Source organism: Vibrio casei, from assembly GCF_002218025.2.
In the GTDB taxonomy this organism is placed as follows: domain Bacteria; phylum Pseudomonadota; class Gammaproteobacteria; order Enterobacterales; family Vibrionaceae; genus Vibrio; species Vibrio casei.
Genome location: NZ_AP018681.1, coordinates 608,291 through 625,958 on the forward strand (window position 1 = coordinate 608,291; position 17,668 = coordinate 625,958).

Genomic DNA, 17,668 nt, shown 5'->3' on the forward strand with positions numbered 1-17,668 from the left:
ATAAACGATTAGAAATCAAGAATGCGATCAATAGTGCTAAGAATGCCAACCGCCCAAGCGACTTAATTCAACAACAAACAGACGCCCTAACCGCCTTATATGGCGAAGAATACGCTTCCGTAATACAGTGGGTTATCTCCTCCCAGATACCTCTAGAACGTGCTTTAAACCTCTCATTTAAGCAGTTTGTGGATGAATACAACATCAGTGTACTAAAAAACAACATAGAGTACAGCCACCACTTGGAAGAGAAGAACAAGGAAGCACAACAAGAGGCAATCCGACAAGCTCAAGGTAGACGATAACCAATTAACAGACAAAGGATTTTTTATGATTAAACATTTACAACTTTTCGCAGTAGCAACCTTTTGGAACTTATTAGGGCTAGTGCTAGGAATCGATACACCAGTTATTATTTTAAACTTTATCATTTTATTGTGTGCCTATAAATACGGACTAGAGGAGGGTAAATAAATGGATGTAATCACTAATGCGCTGAATTATTCATTAGGGGCGCAATCACGCTTATATGAGCTATCTAAGCCCCTTCCTGAGCTTGTTATGCAAAGAGTAACTGTAGAGGGTGAAGATATTGAACTTATGAAGGTAATCCGCCCTTTCAACAATGACTTGAAAGAGCTAATCGAGTGGAAAGCGTTTCTTGAATTAGCACAACTTGATGAGCTTGAAGATGTTTTCATCAGCGACAGATATAAGAAAGATATCATTAAGCTTTACCACGAATTCCCACAAGATCCCGAGGTTCAAGACCTTTACCTTGACTTGGTTGTAATGGGAATTATCGATCCTGAGATTGAACAGAATAATAATAAAAATGAGGGTTAGGCATGGATAATGTAGCAGAGTATGGAATTAGTATAGAATTTGAGAACAAACGTAGGCTGTTCAGGGAGCTTCAAGAGTTCGAAAAGAAATTTAATCGTATCAATGAATCGGCTCACCGAAAAGAAATGAAGCGACAAAAGGAATTACTCGCTTTACACAAAAAGAACAATGATAAGAAGCTCAAAGATGATAAGCGAACTAACGCACAAGAAGAGCGAGAGACTAAGAAAACGTTAGCAACAGAAAAACGTGCACATGAGAAGGCACAGAGGGAAGAACAGCGAAGACTTCAAAAGCAACGTGTACAACAGGCCAAGTTCAACGATTGGAAGCTTAGACAATTCCGCTCGGCAAGTTACGCACGATTAACACTTGAGCAAAAGATGAATATCAAATCTGTTTTAAATAGTAAGAAGACAGAAGAAGAAATTCGAGATGAGTATTCCCGTACAACCTCCCATTACGCTAGAGAGCTAAAGCAACGCAGTGCATACGAACGTAAACAACAAGCCAAGAATCGTGCTAAAAATGACGGTGGTGGTAAAGGTAGTAAGGACGTTAAAAGCGGAACTATGTTACCTATTGCGCTTAATCCCGCGCTAATGGCAGGTGCAGGTATAGCCTTGGGGGGCATGGCAGTCAAACAGGGGTTAACTTCAGGTCAGCAACGCTATGAACGACTTCAACAAGGTTCTGATCAGACTGGAATTTCGGTAGATGATCCGCTCCAGCTGTTTTGGACACTGAGTTAAGTGAGTACAATCACTAACGAGGTGAACAATGACAACTAAGAAAACTAGAATTAAACATTCCCCTGAATTTAAAGCAGAAGCCCTAAAACTAGCAGAGAGAGTGGGAGTAGCTGCGGCTGCAAGGCAGCTTTCTTTACATGAATCTCAAATCTACGGGTGGCGGAAGAACTCGAAGAAAGACACCAATACTAGTCAGCGAGAACAAGAGCTAGCCGCAGAGGTTGCCAAGCTCAAAAGGCAGTTGGCTGAGCAAGCAGAAGAGCTAGAAATTGTAAAAAAGGCCGCCACCTACTTCGCGAAAAATCTAAAGTAAATTGCTACGAATTTATGCTCGAACACCTGATGTACTTCAATATTGTACGTATGGCTAAGGTATTCGGGGTATCCCGAAGTGGGTTTTATTACTGGGTTAAACATCGCCATAAGGCTAGCCAACGCGAGGCAGTTCGCCAAGAGCTTGATACAAAGGTCAAAGAAGCTTTTGATAACAGCAAAGGCCGAGATGGCTCAAGGCGAATCCAAAAAGAACTGTCTGAGAGCGGTGATAACCACAATGTGAAAACCATTGCGGCCAGTATGAAGCGTCAAGATTTAACGCCGAAAGCGGCACGTAAATTTAAGTGCACGACAGACAGCAAGCATCAAATGCCAGTTGCTCCAAACTTGCTGGCTCAGAACTTTAACGCAGCGGCTCCGAATGAAAAATGGGCGGGAGACATCACCTATGTTGCGACAAGCGAAGGCTGGTTGTACTTGGCAGTAATTATTGACCTTTACTCAAGACAAGTAATCGGATGGTCTATGGATACCAGAATGACGGCTACGCTGGTCTGTGATGCTCTATCAATGGCTTTGTTCCGTCGCGAATTTCCTGAGCAGGTTATCGTTCATAGTGATCGAGGTAGTCAGTACTGCTCAAAAGATTATCGAGACCTCATAACTGTTTATAATCTAAAGCAAAGTATGAGTAGGAAAGGAAACTGCTGGGACAATGCTTGTGTTGAGAGCTTCTTCCATTCGATGAAAGTTGAAGCGATCCAATATGAGCCGATTATGACGAGAGACCAGATGCGTCAAACGATCTTCGAGTACATAGAGGTTGATTATAATCGGACAAGAAGGCACAGTGCTCTTGGGTATCTAAGCCCTGTTAACTTTGAACAGCAAAATGTCGCTTAATGAAGTGTCCAGTCTGGCTGGAGCAGATCAAGATGATTTGCAACGGCGTGCTTACATTTCACAGGGGGTAAGTGAAGAGTTTAATCTCGATAAGCAAATCGACATGCTCAGCGATACACAGGAGAAAATCGGGGAAGCATTATCTGAAGGTAGCTTTAATAAAGAAGGTGAATTTACTGGAGGTGGCGGTGCAGGCGATCTGATCAATGCACTTGTACGCAGTGGAGCATTAGAAGCCAATAAACAGAGTGTTGAAGCCTATTTTGCTGATGCAGATAAAAACATGGGTGTAATGATTGACCGTATTTTTGCAGATGTTAACAAGAATATTCATGATCAAGGCAAGCGTAGATTTGTACTTGAATCATTGGCTAGTGATTTAGGCAAGTTAAACAATGCAATGAATCAAAACAGAGAAAAAGTAAACCAACTTACTAAGTCATACGAGGAAAACAACATTGGCTTAACTGATGAAGATATCACACGCTTACAAAAAGTTGACTCGATGTTTGCAACCATTTCCACAAGTATGAGTAACTTCTCCTTAAAATTTTATAATGGTTTTACTAAAGCTTTTGGTGAAGATACCCAAGGTAAGTTAAGTGAGTTTTTCGATACATTAATGAAGTTAGCCGAACCGTTAGGCTATATGTTAGGGCTTGCAATCCAACCTTTTTTAAATCGCTTAATATTACTCACTAAAGCATTAAGCGCAATTGTTGATGGTGTGAAGTGGGCTATTGAAGCATTTAATACTGTTAGTAATAAAATTAGAGAATTTGGTGCTAATGTGTTGAATATGTTTAGTAATTTAGCAGATAAAATCAAGGGGGCATTGGTGGGCATGCTTCCAAGTTGGATGCAATCTGATGATAAGAAACAATCAAATGATAGTGATTCAAATGATGTAAACAATACTAATAATATTAACAACTCAAATTCAACTCATAACATTGATAATTCAAACACTGATAAGAGTGTCATCAATAACAAATCTGAGTCTATAGAAAATTATTATAATCCATATGCACAGACGGCAGTTGGTAGTTATAAGATGAATCTAGGGACATTCCCGACAATCCCAGCCCCTAGTGTGCCTACAGTTCCTACAGTGCCAACGATGCCAAAAGTAGTACCACCTCAGCCAACGGCAGCAAGCACCCAACAGATGAACAATGTTAACAATAACAATGTCACTGTTAATCCTGTGGTTAACACGACTGTAGAACTAGATGGTGAGACTATCGCAAACGCTATTGGTCGAACATCAGGCTTTCAAAATAATGTACTGTCTACTATGCATCCTTTGATGATTGGTGGGCTGTAAAGTAAAAGTAGTTAGATAATCTAAGCCCCTAGCCTTGATTGGTTGGGGGCTTTTTCAAAGGTATTATATGACTTGTATCTCTCCACAAGTTAATGCTTTTGCTCTACCAGGCGGTAAGATTGGCGTTTATACGGGCCTACTTAATGTTGCCACCAATCAAGATCAACTCGCCACAGTATTGGGCCATGAAGTGGCACACGTATTAGCTAACCATGGTAATGAACGCATGTCTCGCAGCCAAATTACCAATACAGGCCTACAAATTTCTGATGTTGCGCTTTCTAGCTCTGGATATGGTAAATATAGAGATCTCACCATGGGTGCACTGGGCCTAGGCGTTCAATACGGTATTACACTGCCTTATGGACGAACACAAGAATCTGAAGCCGATATTATGGGTATCGATTTAATGGCAAAAGCGGGCTTCGACCCCAACCAAAGTATTCAATTGTGGAAAAATATGGCGAAGGCGTCAGGTGGAAACCAGCCACCTGAATTGTTGTCGACTCACCCATCTCACAGTACGAGAATCAATGATTTATCAACAGAAATAAAGCAATTACCCAAATATAATACCAAGACAACACAGTGCCAATAAGCTTACTTCATCCCAAATAATGCATTTCATATCAGTATAGATTACAAGGGGAAAGCCACCAGACTTCCCCCTTTTTCCCTGAAATTCAAATACTCTAGATACAACTAAATTAGAATATTATTCATTTACGATTTTTTTATGACCTTGATCTAGGTGAACCACATCCACTAGGTCATCACCTGAAACTTGAAATGCTTGACCAAATCCCTTAACAAAAAGCCCTTTTTCCGGTTTTAAACAAAATAATTTGAAATCGTCTAACTTACTCAAGCCTTGAATTATGTCTCCAAAACGTTGCTCCATTTCTGGGATTACGCGTCCCCAGACCTCACTACCACGCTCCACTATGCTGGCCGAGGCATCAAAAGTCAGTCTCTTGCGAGCATAAAGTTGAGTCGCTTGTGCTTCATCTTCAATAATCATTAATGAGACCAGAGGATTAATAGCCAAGTTTCTCGCATGACGTGCAATTTCAGAAATGAGGACAAAATAGCCATCTTGGTTACATACAAAAGGAGCGTAACTTACGTTTGGTTTGCCATCTTGATCGACAGTTGCAAGTTGTATTGTTTTTCTTTCTATTCTGAACTCTTGAATCTCTGGCCCTAAACGATTTTGAAGACGTTCTTGTTTGGTTGTACTATCCATTTATTAATCCCTATCGAGTAAAAGCTAATTGTAATGATTTAAATTTTTCCACTTGGTCACTAAGTAATACACGCTTGTTATCACGACCTAAGTAGATTTTGAATACACTATTCCCTTTTGCATCAAAGAAACCGAAGTAGTAGCTTTCCTTTCCCCTAAATGGTTTAGAAACCAATGCTAACTTATCCATTAAACTCAGATTTAAGTGACCGTGTAACTCTGAATTTTTTCCCATTAAATTATAATAACCATGAGCTACTTTACCTTTAGGAAAAGGAGCTTTAACTTCAAAGATTGAACCGAACGAATGGATAATCGAGGTGACAGGTCCCCATTCTGGTAATTGTTCTAAAATACTTTGTATATGTTCACCACCAACCACCACGACCATATCTGGTGGCAATAAAGAGATAACCTCTCCTTCGCTAATTTTCAACTTATCAGCCAAAACAGCCGGTAACATACTTGGATCTCGAGATATCTCATCGATAACCATTTGGTTTATATTGTTATTTTCCATTTTAAAATAGCCCTTATTGACCAATCTTTCATTTTTAGAATGGTATTATTTAGTCAGGTTTTTTGAAATGATAATACACACAAATGATAATGCAATTGATAATTGATATTATTCGCATCATGATCAATAATCTAAAAATAATGACATGTGGAATATGGGAAAAGGAAATTTTTTGTGAATTTAAAAAGGTATACATTTGCTGCGCTTATTTCTATTAGTGCCCATACCGCAATTGTCACGCTATTAAATGAACAAAAAGCATTTGCCATGCCAACAGGAACGAATAGTTCTTCTGTTTCAATCAATCTTGTCTCAGCAGTAAAGAGCCAACCACTGCCTTCTTCTCACCAAAGCACAACAGAAACCGCCACAAAACAGCACAAAGACAACACGGACTCACCAACAGAAAAAAACTTGCCGAAGGCTACTCCCCCTAAAAAATCAGAAATCAATCCCGAAAAAAAACCGGCTTATAAAGAAGTTGCGGCTAAACAAAGGGTAGCCACTAAACCCAAACAAGCTAAATCCCAAGCACAAACAAGGAAAACACCAATACAACAACCTAAAAAAAACGTAACGAAACCACAGCAAACCGAACCTAACCCTCAACAACAAAATTCACAGGCAACGGCAGCAAAACAAGGCGTAACACAGAAGCCATTAATGGTTGAAAAACCGAGTTTCTTATCTCCTCCGAGTAAACCTCGCTACCCACGTCTCGCGCAACGTAAAGGTATTGAAGGCACAGCCACCTATGAAATTTGGCTAGATGCCAATGGAAATCAACTTAAACAAAGTCTTATTTCCTCATCAGGAGCAGACATGTTGGATAAAGCCGCATTAGATGCCATTAAAAAATGGAAGTTTTCACCGCAAAAAATTAATGGCATTTCTATTGCCCATCGCGTTCAAGTCCCTATTCGTTTTCAATTGGATTAATCATGGAATTTATCAATCAAATACAACAGCACTTCGGCTTAATGGCTTGGCCTTTAATGATCTGTTCATTATTAACACTCGTTATTATCACTGAGCGGTTTATCCATGTAATTTCTAGCGTTCACTCTGGACGAAAGAAAATTGGATATTTATTAGGCAATGCCGATCCCTCTAGCCCTGAGGATATATATAAAATTATAGGTGTTTTATCACAAAAAAAATCATTAGCCTTTCAAGGCACCAGCCTTCTTTTAAGTCAATTCCATGTTGAAAAAAGCTTAAGAGAAGATCTATTAGAAATTTGGTTACAAGAAAAAAGACACCAGCTTCAAAGCGGTTTGAGGGTTCTGAGCCTCATAGGTGTGATTAGTCCATTACTCGGTTTGTTGGGGACGGTTTTAGGCTTAATTGAAATGTTTAAAGGCGTGGCAATGAGCTCTGGAAATATTACACCAAACGATTTAGCCGATGGTTTAGGCTTAGCGATGAAAACTACTGCTGCAGGGTTAATTATAGCCTTACCAGCCATTGTGGGGGCTCAGCTATTTACTTTGTGGTCAGAGCGTCTATTAGCAAAATTAGAACACAGCCTGAATCGCACTAACCTTTGGTTATCCGGTGTTAAGAGTATAAATAGTGTCGATAGTAAAAGCGAAAAACCAAAAAATAAAACGACATTAAACAAACAGGCTTTTGAATGATACGCTCAAACAATCCAAAACAAATCAATACGATAACGCCTGATCTTACTCCGTTATTAGATATTATTTTTATTGTGATGGTTTTTCTACTTTTAACGGCATCGGTAAAACTTTCCTCATTAGAAGTCGAACTTCCTTCAAATAACACCAGTCAATCTAAGTCGGTTGATGCGCAATCAATCACATTAAATATACTAAAAGCTGCTCCTTATTGGGCAATTGATGGAAAACCTTATTCAACTTGGGAGCAATTCCAAGACGCCTTACTCACCCTAGTTACATCGGCACCGAAAAAAAATATTGTCATTGCTGCCGATAAAAGTGCAGAGATCCAACACATGGTTAAATTATTCACGTTTTTACAAGAACAAAAAATATCCGCGACTCAAATCCTAATGGAGGATAACCTTTAAATGAAATTTTCAATATCGCTCATATTCACACAACTACGAACGGTATCTTTGTTCACCGGTGCTGCCATACTATTATCCACACCACTTTTCGTCACCGCACAAGAAAGAATCATTAGTGCAGGTGCTTCTGTCACTGAAACCATAGAAGTCTTAAAGGCAACTAAGAATGTCATCGCCATTGACGCCACAAGTGTTCAACCCACAGGAGAAAACTTGCCCAATATTGGGTACCACCGACAATTGTCTGCGGAAGGCTTAATTGCGTTAAAACCAACAATGATAATTGGATCTGATGAAATGGGCCCAGATACGACCTTAAATCTTTTAAAACAAAGTAATATTAAAGTCGCTATCGTCAACTCCGAACCTACGGTCGATGGCCTTAAAGTTCGTATTGACCAAATCGCTCAACTTACGAATAGCGAATCTCAATCACATAGCCTAAAGTTGTTAGTCGATAAGCAAGTTGCAGATTTACAAAGCCATGCTATTTCTAAAAAGAAAAAAGTGCTTTTCTTACTTATTCACTCTGGGCGCCCTGCTAATGTCGCGGGAAGTGGTACGACACCAAATACCATTATTAATTTAATTGGCGGCATCAATCCGGCGGCAGCTCAATTAAACTCATACAAGCCTATTTCTGTTGAATCAATGATCGAGATGCAGCCAGATGTCATTCTTGTTAGCGGTCGTAGTTACGATGAAATTGGCGGCCCTGATGCTGTCATCAAAAAGCTGCCTATGTTGGCATCCACGCCAGCAGGTAAAACCAAATCAATCGTTACAATTGATGGGCATGCCTTAGTCGGTGGCTTAGGTATGAAAAGTTTAGCTGAAGCTCTGCGAATTCAAGCACTGATATACCCTTAACGGATTAAATCGAGAACCGAGCATGTTACGTCAAATTTCACTTACCTATCTACTGCTGTTTTTTACATTGTTACTTGTCACCACAGCCGTATTTTCAATTACTGTTGGGCCAATGAAAATCACGCTCATGCATAGTTTACAAGGCTTATTTCCAACATCTAAACCTTTGCCCGAATATGTTTCTTTGATTATTAATCAAGTTAGACTACCAAGGACTTTATTATGTATGTTAATAGGAGGTACGTTAGGTTTATGCGGCGCAGTAATGCAAGGTTTATTCCGTAATCCATTAGCCGAACCCGGTATTATTGGTGTCTCATCTGGTGCAGCCTTAGGAGCGGCAATAGCAATTGTATTATTTTCTGATTTTAGTGAAAGATATCCAATCGTTATGAATCTTGCTGCTATTCCTATCTTTGCTTTTATTGGAGGCGCTTTAACAACTATCATTGTTTACAAACTTGGTACCAGCGCCCTAGGTACGTCCGTGACGATTATGCTTCTCGCTGGTGTGGCGATAAGTGCCCTTTCCGGTGCGGCTATCGGCTATCTTAACTTTATTGCTGACGATCAAACCCTGCGTGACTTAACGTTATGGTCTATGGGGTCACTGGCTGGCGCAACTTGGCCAGGCATAACGTTAGCCTCTTTATCCTTGGTATTACTCACTTTTCTTTTCATGAAACAAGCCATGCCTTTAAATGCCTTATTACTTGGCGAGCCAGAGGCTAAACACATGGGTGTTCCTGTTCAATCTTTAAAACGTAAATTAATTTTACTCACCGCGATTGGGGTAGGTATGACCGTCAGTTTAAGTGGCGTAATAGGATTCGTAGGGTTAGTAATCCCACACCTAGGCAGAATGCTTGTTGGCCCTGATCATCGAGTTTTATTACCAGTATCCATACTACTAGGCGCTCTTCTTTTAACGATTGCAGATATGTTTGCACGTGTTGCAGTTACACCAGCAGAGCTTCCGGTTGGAATTGTCACCGCGATTGTCGGTGCTCCATTTTTCCTTTACTTACTATTCCAACAAAAAGGAAAGTTTGCATAATGATCTTTCCTACAAAGAACAAACTTACGAATCCAAGCAAACAAATCAACAGAACGGTTAATGCTATTACAGCGTCTAATCTGAACCTAAAATATGGCTCCAAAGTCATTCTCAATAATATCAATATTGAAATAAAAGCGGGACAAGTAACGGCATTATTAGGCCCAAATGGAGCAGGAAAAAGCAGTTTACTGAAAATATTATGCGGAGAACATGAGTTAAATAATCCTCAAAGTCTCAATCCCCCTGCCATTCAATATTTTGGGAAACCAAGTACTGAATGGAACAAAAGTATACTTGCAAAGCATTTAGGTATGTTACCCCAGCACAGCACACTTTCATTTCCTTTTCTGGTTAAAGAAGTAGTCAAACTTGGTGGATTACCTCTGACTATTTCTAACGTTGAACTTCAAAATACATCAGAAGAATTCATGCTAAATGTCGGCATAGATCATCTTAAAAATCGCCTTTACCCTTCGTTATCTGGTGGCGAAAAACAAAGAGTTCACCTTGCAAGAGTACTAACGCAATTGAGCCAATCGAATGAAAATAAAATCTTCATGCTCGATGAACCGACTTCCGCCTTAGACTTATCGCACCAACATAATACTTTAATGCTGGCAAGAAAAATGGCAAAGTCAGGAGCCACAATTGTGGTAGTTCTGCATGATCTTAACCTCGCTTCACAATACGCCGACAGAATTCTATTACTTAATGAAGGAAAAATTGTCGCTGATGGGTCACCGTGGCAAACGTTAACATCTGAAAATATAGAAAATGTATACCAACAAAAAACAATGATAATGACACATCCTCAATATAATATTCCGGTTATCATTCCAATTTAACCAATCCTGAAGAAACATTGTTCTTGCTCAAGGTATCTGGCTCGTTTTAACCTAAAATAAGATATAAAGTTCAGAAGAGGATTATGGCATGACAACTGAAGTAGAAACCACAGAAAACGAAGTTTGTGAAGCATGTGGTTGCAGCGCAGAAATGGGATTTATTATTAAAGAAGGTGACGATATCGCAGAAGTCACCATTTTTGCCCAAGGAAAAGAAATTTTACTTGCTCAGCTTGAACCTTATTTAAAATTAGCAGAGCGCGTTAATCCAAACTACGAACACCAGATTGATGATCTTTCAGAAGATGAAAATAAACTGACGGCTAAAATTAAATTTGAATGTAGTGCCGAAAAGTTAATATTTGAATTGCAAAGTCGCTCATTAAACTGCTAATCATTACTTTTTAAGCGATTTATTAAAACAAAAAGCCACTTTTAAGGTGGCTTTCTATTCTAATTCGAATCAAATTACAGCATTAAAGATACTGACTCTTGTGCAATCACAAATTCTTCATTGGTTGGAATAACCATAGCAACAGGTGAATCGGCTGTTGTAATAATCCCTTCTTCGCCAAAGCGCGCATCCGCATCCGCTTGTTCATTTTCTTTATAACCAAAGATTTTCAGGTATTTTAAAATTTCACGACGGATTGGAAGCGCATTTTCACCAATGCCACCGGTAAAGATAATCCCATCTAAATGATCGAGCGCTACCATGTAAGATCCAATATATTTAGCCACGCGATAAGTAAACACTTCAAAAGCTAATTTTGCACCTTCATGCCCTTCTTCCATTGCCTCTAAAATCCCACGAGCATCGCTGGTTAATCCCGATACACCAAGAAAACCCGATTTTTTATTCAAGGTTTCGAACACTTGCTCTTGGGTCCAACCTTTGTTCATTAAGAACTCAATGATACCTGGATCAAGATCACCACAACGTGTGCCCATCATAAGGCCTGAAAGTGGTGTGAAGCCCATACTGGTGTCAACACTTTTACCATTTTTAATCGCACAAACTGATGCGCCGTTACCAAGATGCACAGAGATAAAACTCGAATCATCTATTGGTTTATTCAGCATTTTTGCCGCTTCACGACTCACATAATAATGGCTAGTACCATGAAAACCATAACGACGAATACCAAAATCTTCATACAAGGTTTTATCTATTGCTCCAGTATAAGCTTTAGCCGGCATGGTTTGATGGAAAGCGGTATCAAAAACAGCAAACTGAGGAAGATCAGGAAAAGCCTTTAAGGCAGCTTTAATACCGATAACATTCGCAGGGGCATGTAATGGTGCTAATTCTTTTACCGCTTCAATATCATTAAGAACTTGTTCATTTATTTTAACGGTTTTCGTAAATTTTTCTCCGCCATGGACAATACGGTGCCCAACAGCAATCACAGCATCTGTTAAAGCGTATTCACTGACAATACCAACCAATTTACTGATAGCTAATTGATGATGATTCTCTTCACCAACAATAGACGTTTGTTGCTTGTTGCCTTGATACTTCCAACTCATGCGAGAGTCTTCTAATCCAAAGCACTCTCCTAGCCCAGTTAAAACGGCCTCTCCAGTTTTTGAATTAATGACGGCAAATTTAAGCGATGAACTACCAGAGTTAATAACTAATACATATTGATTTGACATGAACTTTCTCTGTGCTGTGATGGTTGAGAGACGAATTCCATTTCGTGACAATGAAATTATTGTACCATTATTCAATAATTTTTTAATCTTTCAACTTTTTTTATTAACAAAGTGTATTTTGTATCGAATGACTTGATCTAAAGCAAAAGATGATTTCTTTTGAAATTAAAATAAATTCGAATCAATCCGTTTGTTTATGACATGAATCTTATTTAGAACGAGACCTAAGCAGAAAAAAAGCCGAGACACTTAACGTATCTCGGCTTTTTATAAATTAATCAAAAACTGATTAAATTATTTATACATCACGACTTGGACGAGCGGCTGGCTTGCCAGCTTTAGGGCCACGGTTACGATCAAAGCGACGCTCACCATTACCCGTACCACTGCCACCCTCACGACGACCACGATGACCTTCACCACCACGACCACGTGGAGCACCACCATCACGGCGTGGAGCTCCGCCAGTACGAGGACCACGAGATTCGCGGAAATCATCAAAATCACATACAACTGCGCTTACTTCTTTTTGACGAATGCGCAGCTTCTTAAGCTTACCAGCAACTTCAGAAGTCATTGCTTTTGGAAGCTGAACAAACGTATGACCTTGAGCCAGTTTAATTGCACCAATTGAATGTTTTGTTAAACCAAGTTCATTTGCCAATGCACCAACGATATCTTTAACTTGGACACCACTATCACGGCCAACTTGCAATTGGTAAGTATCCCAATCTTGCTTAGTGCCACCAAATGAACGACCGCCATCACGTCCACTAGGACCTGCATCACGAGGATTATCACGACGTTCTTTACGACGCTTACTATCACGCTCAATGGCTTCGATCATAGGATCTGCGCCAGTGTAGAACAATGGACGTTTACCTTGTTGGCGTTGCAATAAAATAGCAGCTAATGTTGCGGCATCAACTTCTAATGACACTTGAAGCTTTTCAATTAATTCAGCAAATTTCTCAATAGTGTTGCTAGTTTTTTCTGCTTCTAATTCTGCACTTAACTTAATAAGACGAGCTTCTGCCACTTTATCGCGGTTAGGAAGTTGAATTTCTTCCATGCTTGATTTAGTAACACGCTCAATCGTGCGAAGCATACGAATTTGGTTAGTACGAACCAACAATACGGCTTTACCAGTACGTCCAGCACGGCCAGTACGACCAATACGGTGGATGTATGATTCAGTATCGAATGGAATATCGTAGTTAAATACGTGAGTAATACGAGGTACATCAAGTCCACGAGCCACAACGTCAGTTGCAACAAGGATATCAATTACGCCACGTTTGATGTTATCAACAGTGCGTTCACGTTGCGCTTGAGGAATATCACCGTGTAATGCAGCGGATTTAAAACCGCGAGCTGATAACCAATCTGATAAACGCTCAGTATCTTGACGAGTACGAACGAACACGATTGATGCATCGGTTTCTTCTGTTTCAAGTAGACGAGTCATTGCTTCATCTTTTTCTACGCCTTTCACTACCCAATATTGCTGCTCTACTTTAGCAACCGTGCGGTTTTCACCAGCAACATCAACACGAGCAGGATTACGTAAGAAACGATCAACAATCGTTTTTACCATTGGAGGCATAGTTGCAGAGAACAATACGCGTTGCGCACTTTCTGGAGCTTGCTCCATGATCCAAGTAACATCGTCAACAAAACCCATTTTCAACATTTCATCAGCTTCATCAAGGACGAATGTTTTCACTTCATCAAGATGCAGAGTACGACGGTTGATTAAGTCTTTAACACGACCAGGAGTACCAACAACAATGTGTGAGCCATTTTTAAGCGCACGCATTTGATCCACGATAGAAGCTCCACCGTAAATCTCAATAACTTTTAAGCCTTTAATGTTTTGGCCTAGTACTTTAATTTCAGCAGCAACCTGAATCGCAAGCTCACGAGTTGGAGCCATCACAATCGCTTGTGGTTTATGTTGATTTAGGTCAATTTTATTTAGAACAGGTAAAGAGAAGGCGGCTGTTTTACCAGTACCTGTCTGAGCTTTACCTAGCGCATCTTTACCTTGTAAAAGAAAAGGAATAGAAGCGGCTTGAATTGGAGTTGGGCTTTCAAAACCCATAGAGTTAAGTGCGGTTAGAAGGTTTTCGTTAAGATCAAGATCGACGAATTTAATTTGATTTTCTGACATGGGGTTCCTACTTATTTAAGGAAAATTTCGGTCCCATTAAGCTCAACTACCTCTAATACCTACCCTAACTTCGTGTTCCATAAAAATCATGGATTAGGTAGAAAACGCCTTAAGCTGTTTCGGGACATCATTAAGGGAGGCGTATTCTCCCTGATAAACATAAAAAAAGCTAGGAAAAATTGAATTTCATCACGTTTTTGTTCAAAAAGTCCAAATATCATACAAAAGTATCTATACGTATTAATTTCTGGACGTCTATAGCTCTCGTTTTATAAATTTTAATGGTTCTCTATTTTATCATTTTCATTACACTCAAAACTCGTAATTAATTGGTAATCCCACTATGCAATGATTATAGTGTGCCAAGTACTGTCCACTAGTCACTTCAAGATGCCACTTTAAATCGCTTCTTGGATATTTTCCAATTACCTCATAAAGAATTGATCACATGTTTTCAGACAATCCTCTACTTGCTCAGCTTAAACAACAAATGAAAGAAACCCTTCCTAAAAAAGAAGGGACGGTGAAAGCCACAGACAAAAGCTTTGGATTTTTAGAAGTAGACAGTAAAACCAGTTATTTCATTCCGCCTGCTTTTATGAAGAAATGTATTCATGGAGATAAAGTCATTGCGATCATTCGTTCTGAAAATGACAAAGAAAGCGCCGAACCAGATGAACTTGTAGAGCCTGCGCTTACTCGTTTCATCGCTCGCGTCAAAAAATTTAAAGGTCGTTTGAATGTTGTACCGGATCACCCACAATTAAAAAAACTATCGTTAAAAGCTAAAGCGCGTAAAGGCGTGAATCCTGAAACATTAAATGAAGGTGATTGGGTTGTCGCTCATTTAGTTGAACACCCTCTTAAGTCTAATGATTCTACAACCAATTCAGACCAGTTTCTTGTTGAGATCTCAGAGAAAATCACGGATTCAGACGATAAAATAGCCCCGTGGTGGGTAACACTAGCGCAAAACGACTTACCAAATAGTGAACCAAAAGGATTAGATAGCGGCGAAGAATGGCAATTAAAAGATGATAAAAGCTTACAGCGTGTTGATATGACAACGACGCCTTTTGTCACAATTGATGGAGCATCAACAAAAGATATGGATGATGCTCTTTATGCTGAAGAAACTGACAATGGTGACTTTACTCTTACTATCGCAATTGCTGATCCCACGGCCTATATCACACCAGATTCAGAAATGGATAACGTCGCACGCAAGCGAGGCTTTACCATCTACTTACCTGGCCGTAATATTCCGATGCTTCCTCGTGATTTAGCCGATGATCTTTGCTCATTGAAACAAGACGAATTACGTGTCGCTTTATGTTGCCAAGTCACAGTGTCTAAAGATGGCGAAATTGGTGATGACATTCAGTTTTTTGCTGCCAATATTCAATCACACGCTCGCCTAGTTTATGACCATGTTTCTGACTGGTTAGAAACCGGTAACAGCAGCGATTGGCAACCGGACGACACCATTGCAAAAGTCGTGAGTACTCTTCATAAATTTGCTCAAACTCGTAGCCAGTGGCGAGTTAATAATGCTGTTGTATTCCCAGACCGTCCTGATTACCGTTTTGAGTTAAGCGAAGATAATGATGTAGTTGCCATTCATGCGGATATACGACGTACTGCAAATAAACTCGTTGAAGAGTCAATGATCACTGCCAATATTTGTGCAGGTAGAGAATTAAAAGCCAAATTTAATTCTGGCATTTTTAACACTCACTCAGGCTTTAAAGAAGACAGACTAAAAGATGTTATTGAATTAGTGAATCCAGATGGCGACCTCCCTTTTACGGTGGAGTCGATTGCTACACTTGAAGGTTTTAGTGCTCTTCGTCGTTGGTTAGCTCAACAAGATGCTCGTTATTTAGATAATCGAATTCGTAAATGCCAAGCATATAGTGAGATTAACCACATGCCGGATCCTCATTACGCAATGGGTTTGGAAATATACGCTACATGGACATCCCCTATTCGTAAATATGGCGATATGATCAATCATCGCATGCTAAAAGCACTCGTTTTAGATCAAACACCAGTACAAGTCCCTGATGAAAGTATTGGTGAAGAATTATCTCTGTGTCGCCGATACCATGGCATGGCTGAACGTAATGTTGGAGACTGGTTATACGCTCGAACGCTGATCAATGAGCCTGAAAATGGTACTCTTTATCAAGCCGAAATTTTTGACATTAATCGAGCTGGAGCACGCGCACGTTTATTAGAAAATGGTGCGGCAGTATTTATACCATGTTCACAAATTGTCGATAGCAAAGAACGAATTTCCGCGTCTCGTGAACTTGGAACCATTGAAGTTGATAAAGTCGTAGCGTTTAAGCTTGGTGATATTATGGAGGTAGCACTCGTCAATGTTAGCTTAGAAAACCGAAATATTATTGCGAAGCCAACACAGTATTTTGTTCCACTTGAAGATTAATCAGCATTAATTTCTCAATAAAGAAAGATTAATATTCGTTCTTTTAGAGCTATTCTACGTTGATTTAATTAGATAAAATGCGGCTCAATAACGAGCCGCGTTTCTATTATTATTATGAAATAAATATAATGAACCTAAATCCAAATACATTCATCCGTATCTTTTTCAACCACCTCAATCAATAAAATAGGGTCTTGGCTTTTAGGTACTGAGCCATGAGGCAGCCATATCGTGTGTTTAACCTTAGAGCCTAGGTTACGGACAAACAAACGCCACACCTCTTCATCCTTATCAAAAACCAGTTTTGCGACATCATATATATGGTTGCAATGCAGTGAATCAACAGAAAAGACGGCTTTTGAAAAAACAACATGGATCGCTCCCACGTCAAAGCATGCTTTTCCCTGTGCGACAGGCACACTTTCATTCCGATAATGACAAAGTTCTTCAGCTCTTTTTGTAATACGGCGCCACTCTAATTCGCAAATCATGCTCCACCTCTTTTAAAGAGTATAGAGCTGAAATTTCAAATCACCTCCTTAATTACAAACGAACATATTTCCCACTTTATGTTCGAAAATACGATTAATCTCTGCTTTACCTTACGTTTACTTCTTTTTCAAAGTCACAAAAATGTCACACAACCGACATACAATAAATACACTTTATTTATTCCACTATTCGGA

Annotated in this window: 18 protein-coding genes and 1 pseudogene; 14 read left to right on the forward strand and 5 right to left on the reverse strand. The window is 39.5% G+C overall.

Annotated elements, in window-relative coordinates:
* Nucleotides 1–330: 330 nt before the first annotated feature.
* The 6 genes and pseudogenes from VCASEI_RS19495 to VCASEI_RS15745 all read left to right on the forward strand — a co-directional run.
* Entirely contained in the window at nucleotides 331–474 is a 144-nt protein-coding gene (locus tag VCASEI_RS19495; protein ID WP_162621092.1) for a hypothetical protein, read from the forward strand.
* Entirely contained in the window at nucleotides 475–846 is a 372-nt protein-coding gene (locus VCASEI_RS15725) for a hypothetical protein (RefSeq protein WP_110957838.1), read from the forward strand.
* 2 nt (nucleotides 847–848) lie between these two features.
* On the forward strand, nucleotides 849–1,598 hold the full coding sequence (locus VCASEI_RS15730; protein ID WP_110957839.1) for a ribosome biogenesis protein NOP53-like: 750 nt from the start codon (nucleotides 849–851) through the stop codon (nucleotides 1,596–1,598).
* 28 nt (nucleotides 1,599–1,626) lie between these two features.
* A protein-coding gene (locus VCASEI_RS15735) for an IS3 family transposase (protein WP_110957783.1) occupies nucleotides 1,627–2,777 on the forward strand; the annotation gives its coding sequence in 2 pieces (ribosomal slippage) (nucleotides 1,627–1,870 and nucleotides 1,870–2,777; 1,152 coding nt in all).
* Nucleotides 2,767–4,104 carry a hypothetical protein gene (locus VCASEI_RS15740; RefSeq protein WP_110957840.1) on the forward strand — a complete coding sequence of 446 codons (1,338 nt, stop codon included), beginning with the start codon at nucleotides 2,767–2,769 and terminating at the stop codon, nucleotides 4,102–4,104. The genes VCASEI_RS15735 and VCASEI_RS15740 overlap by 11 nt, the downstream gene beginning before the upstream one ends.
* A 79-nt stretch (nucleotides 4,105–4,183) precedes the next feature.
* A pseudogene (locus VCASEI_RS15745) lies at nucleotides 4,184–4,702 on the forward strand (M48 family metallopeptidase); the annotation flags it as partial.
* Between the two features lie 117 nt (nucleotides 4,703–4,819).
* Here VCASEI_RS15745 and hutZ read toward each other — a convergent pair.
* Both hutZ and hutX read right to left on the reverse strand, forming a co-directional pair.
* Entirely contained in the window at nucleotides 4,820–5,350 is a 531-nt protein-coding gene (gene hutZ, locus VCASEI_RS15750) for a heme utilization protein HutZ (RefSeq protein ID WP_086959871.1), read from the reverse strand.
* A 10-nt stretch (nucleotides 5,351–5,360) separates the two neighbouring features.
* Complete coding sequence (gene hutX / locus VCASEI_RS15755; RefSeq protein WP_086959872.1) at nucleotides 5,361–5,870, reverse strand: heme utilization cystosolic carrier protein HutX; 510 nt, start codon at nucleotides 5,868–5,870, stop codon at nucleotides 5,361–5,363.
* Between the two features lie 174 nt (nucleotides 5,871–6,044).
* Here hutX and VCASEI_RS15760 point away from each other — a divergent pair, with 174 nt between their 5' ends.
* The 7 genes from VCASEI_RS15760 (at nucleotide 6,045) to VCASEI_RS15790 (ending at nucleotide 11,092) form a co-directional block, all read left to right on the forward strand.
* Nucleotides 6,045–6,809: an energy transducer TonB gene (locus tag VCASEI_RS15760; protein WP_086959873.1), complete on the forward strand. Its 765-nt coding sequence runs from the start codon at nucleotides 6,045–6,047 to the stop codon at nucleotides 6,807–6,809.
* 2 nt (nucleotides 6,810–6,811) lie between these two features.
* Nucleotides 6,812–7,510, forward strand: a complete 699-nt coding sequence (locus VCASEI_RS15765) for a MotA/TolQ/ExbB proton channel family protein (RefSeq protein WP_086959874.1) — start codon at nucleotides 6,812–6,814, stop codon at nucleotides 7,508–7,510.
* Entirely contained in the window at nucleotides 7,507–7,923 is a 417-nt protein-coding gene (locus tag VCASEI_RS15770; protein WP_086959875.1) for an ExbD/TolR family protein, read from the forward strand. Before VCASEI_RS15765 ends, VCASEI_RS15770 begins: the two co-directional genes overlap by 4 nt.
* Nucleotides 7,924–8,793, forward strand: a complete 870-nt coding sequence (locus tag VCASEI_RS15775; RefSeq protein ID WP_086959876.1) for a heme/hemin ABC transporter substrate-binding protein — start codon at nucleotides 7,924–7,926, stop codon at nucleotides 8,791–8,793.
* Between the two features lie 22 nt (nucleotides 8,794–8,815).
* Entirely contained in the window at nucleotides 8,816–9,850 is a 1,035-nt protein-coding gene (locus VCASEI_RS15780; RefSeq protein ID WP_086959877.1) for a FecCD family ABC transporter permease, read from the forward strand.
* Nucleotides 9,850–10,698 carry a heme ABC transporter ATP-binding protein gene (locus VCASEI_RS15785; RefSeq protein WP_089110993.1) on the forward strand — a complete coding sequence of 283 codons (849 nt, stop codon included), beginning with the start codon at nucleotides 9,850–9,852 and terminating at the stop codon, nucleotides 10,696–10,698. The genes VCASEI_RS15780 and VCASEI_RS15785 overlap by 1 nt, the downstream gene beginning before the upstream one ends.
* Nucleotides 10,699–10,786: 88 nt before the next feature.
* Nucleotides 10,787–11,092: a DUF406 family protein gene (locus VCASEI_RS15790; RefSeq protein ID WP_086959879.1), complete on the forward strand. Its 306-nt coding sequence runs from the start codon at nucleotides 10,787–10,789 to the stop codon at nucleotides 11,090–11,092.
* A gap of 74 nt (nucleotides 11,093–11,166) precedes the next feature.
* Here VCASEI_RS15790 and VCASEI_RS15795 read toward each other — a convergent pair whose 3' ends face one another.
* Together VCASEI_RS15795 and VCASEI_RS15800 are read right to left on the reverse strand one after the other, a co-directional pair.
* Nucleotides 11,167–12,357 (reverse strand): acetate/propionate family kinase, encoded by a 1,191-nt coding sequence (locus tag VCASEI_RS15795; RefSeq protein ID WP_089110994.1) that lies wholly within the window; start codon nucleotides 12,355–12,357, stop codon nucleotides 11,167–11,169.
* Between the two features lie 298 nt (nucleotides 12,358–12,655).
* Nucleotides 12,656–14,530, reverse strand: coding sequence for a DEAD/DEAH box helicase (locus tag VCASEI_RS15800; protein ID WP_086959738.1), 1,875 nt, complete (start codon nucleotides 14,528–14,530; stop codon nucleotides 12,656–12,658).
* Nucleotides 14,531–14,978: 448 nt separating this feature from the next.
* Between VCASEI_RS15800 and rnb the strand changes: the two genes are divergently transcribed.
* On the forward strand, nucleotides 14,979–16,982 hold the full coding sequence (gene rnb / locus VCASEI_RS15805; RefSeq protein ID WP_089110995.1) for an exoribonuclease II: 2,004 nt from the start codon (nucleotides 14,979–14,981) through the stop codon (nucleotides 16,980–16,982).
* A 134-nt stretch (nucleotides 16,983–17,116) separates the two neighbouring features.
* Here the strand turns inward: rnb and VCASEI_RS15810 are convergent, their stop codons facing one another.
* Complete coding sequence (locus VCASEI_RS15810) at nucleotides 17,117–17,473, reverse strand: DUF3024 domain-containing protein (protein WP_086959631.1); 357 nt, start codon at nucleotides 17,471–17,473, stop codon at nucleotides 17,117–17,119.
* Nucleotides 17,474–17,668 lie beyond the last annotated feature (195 nt).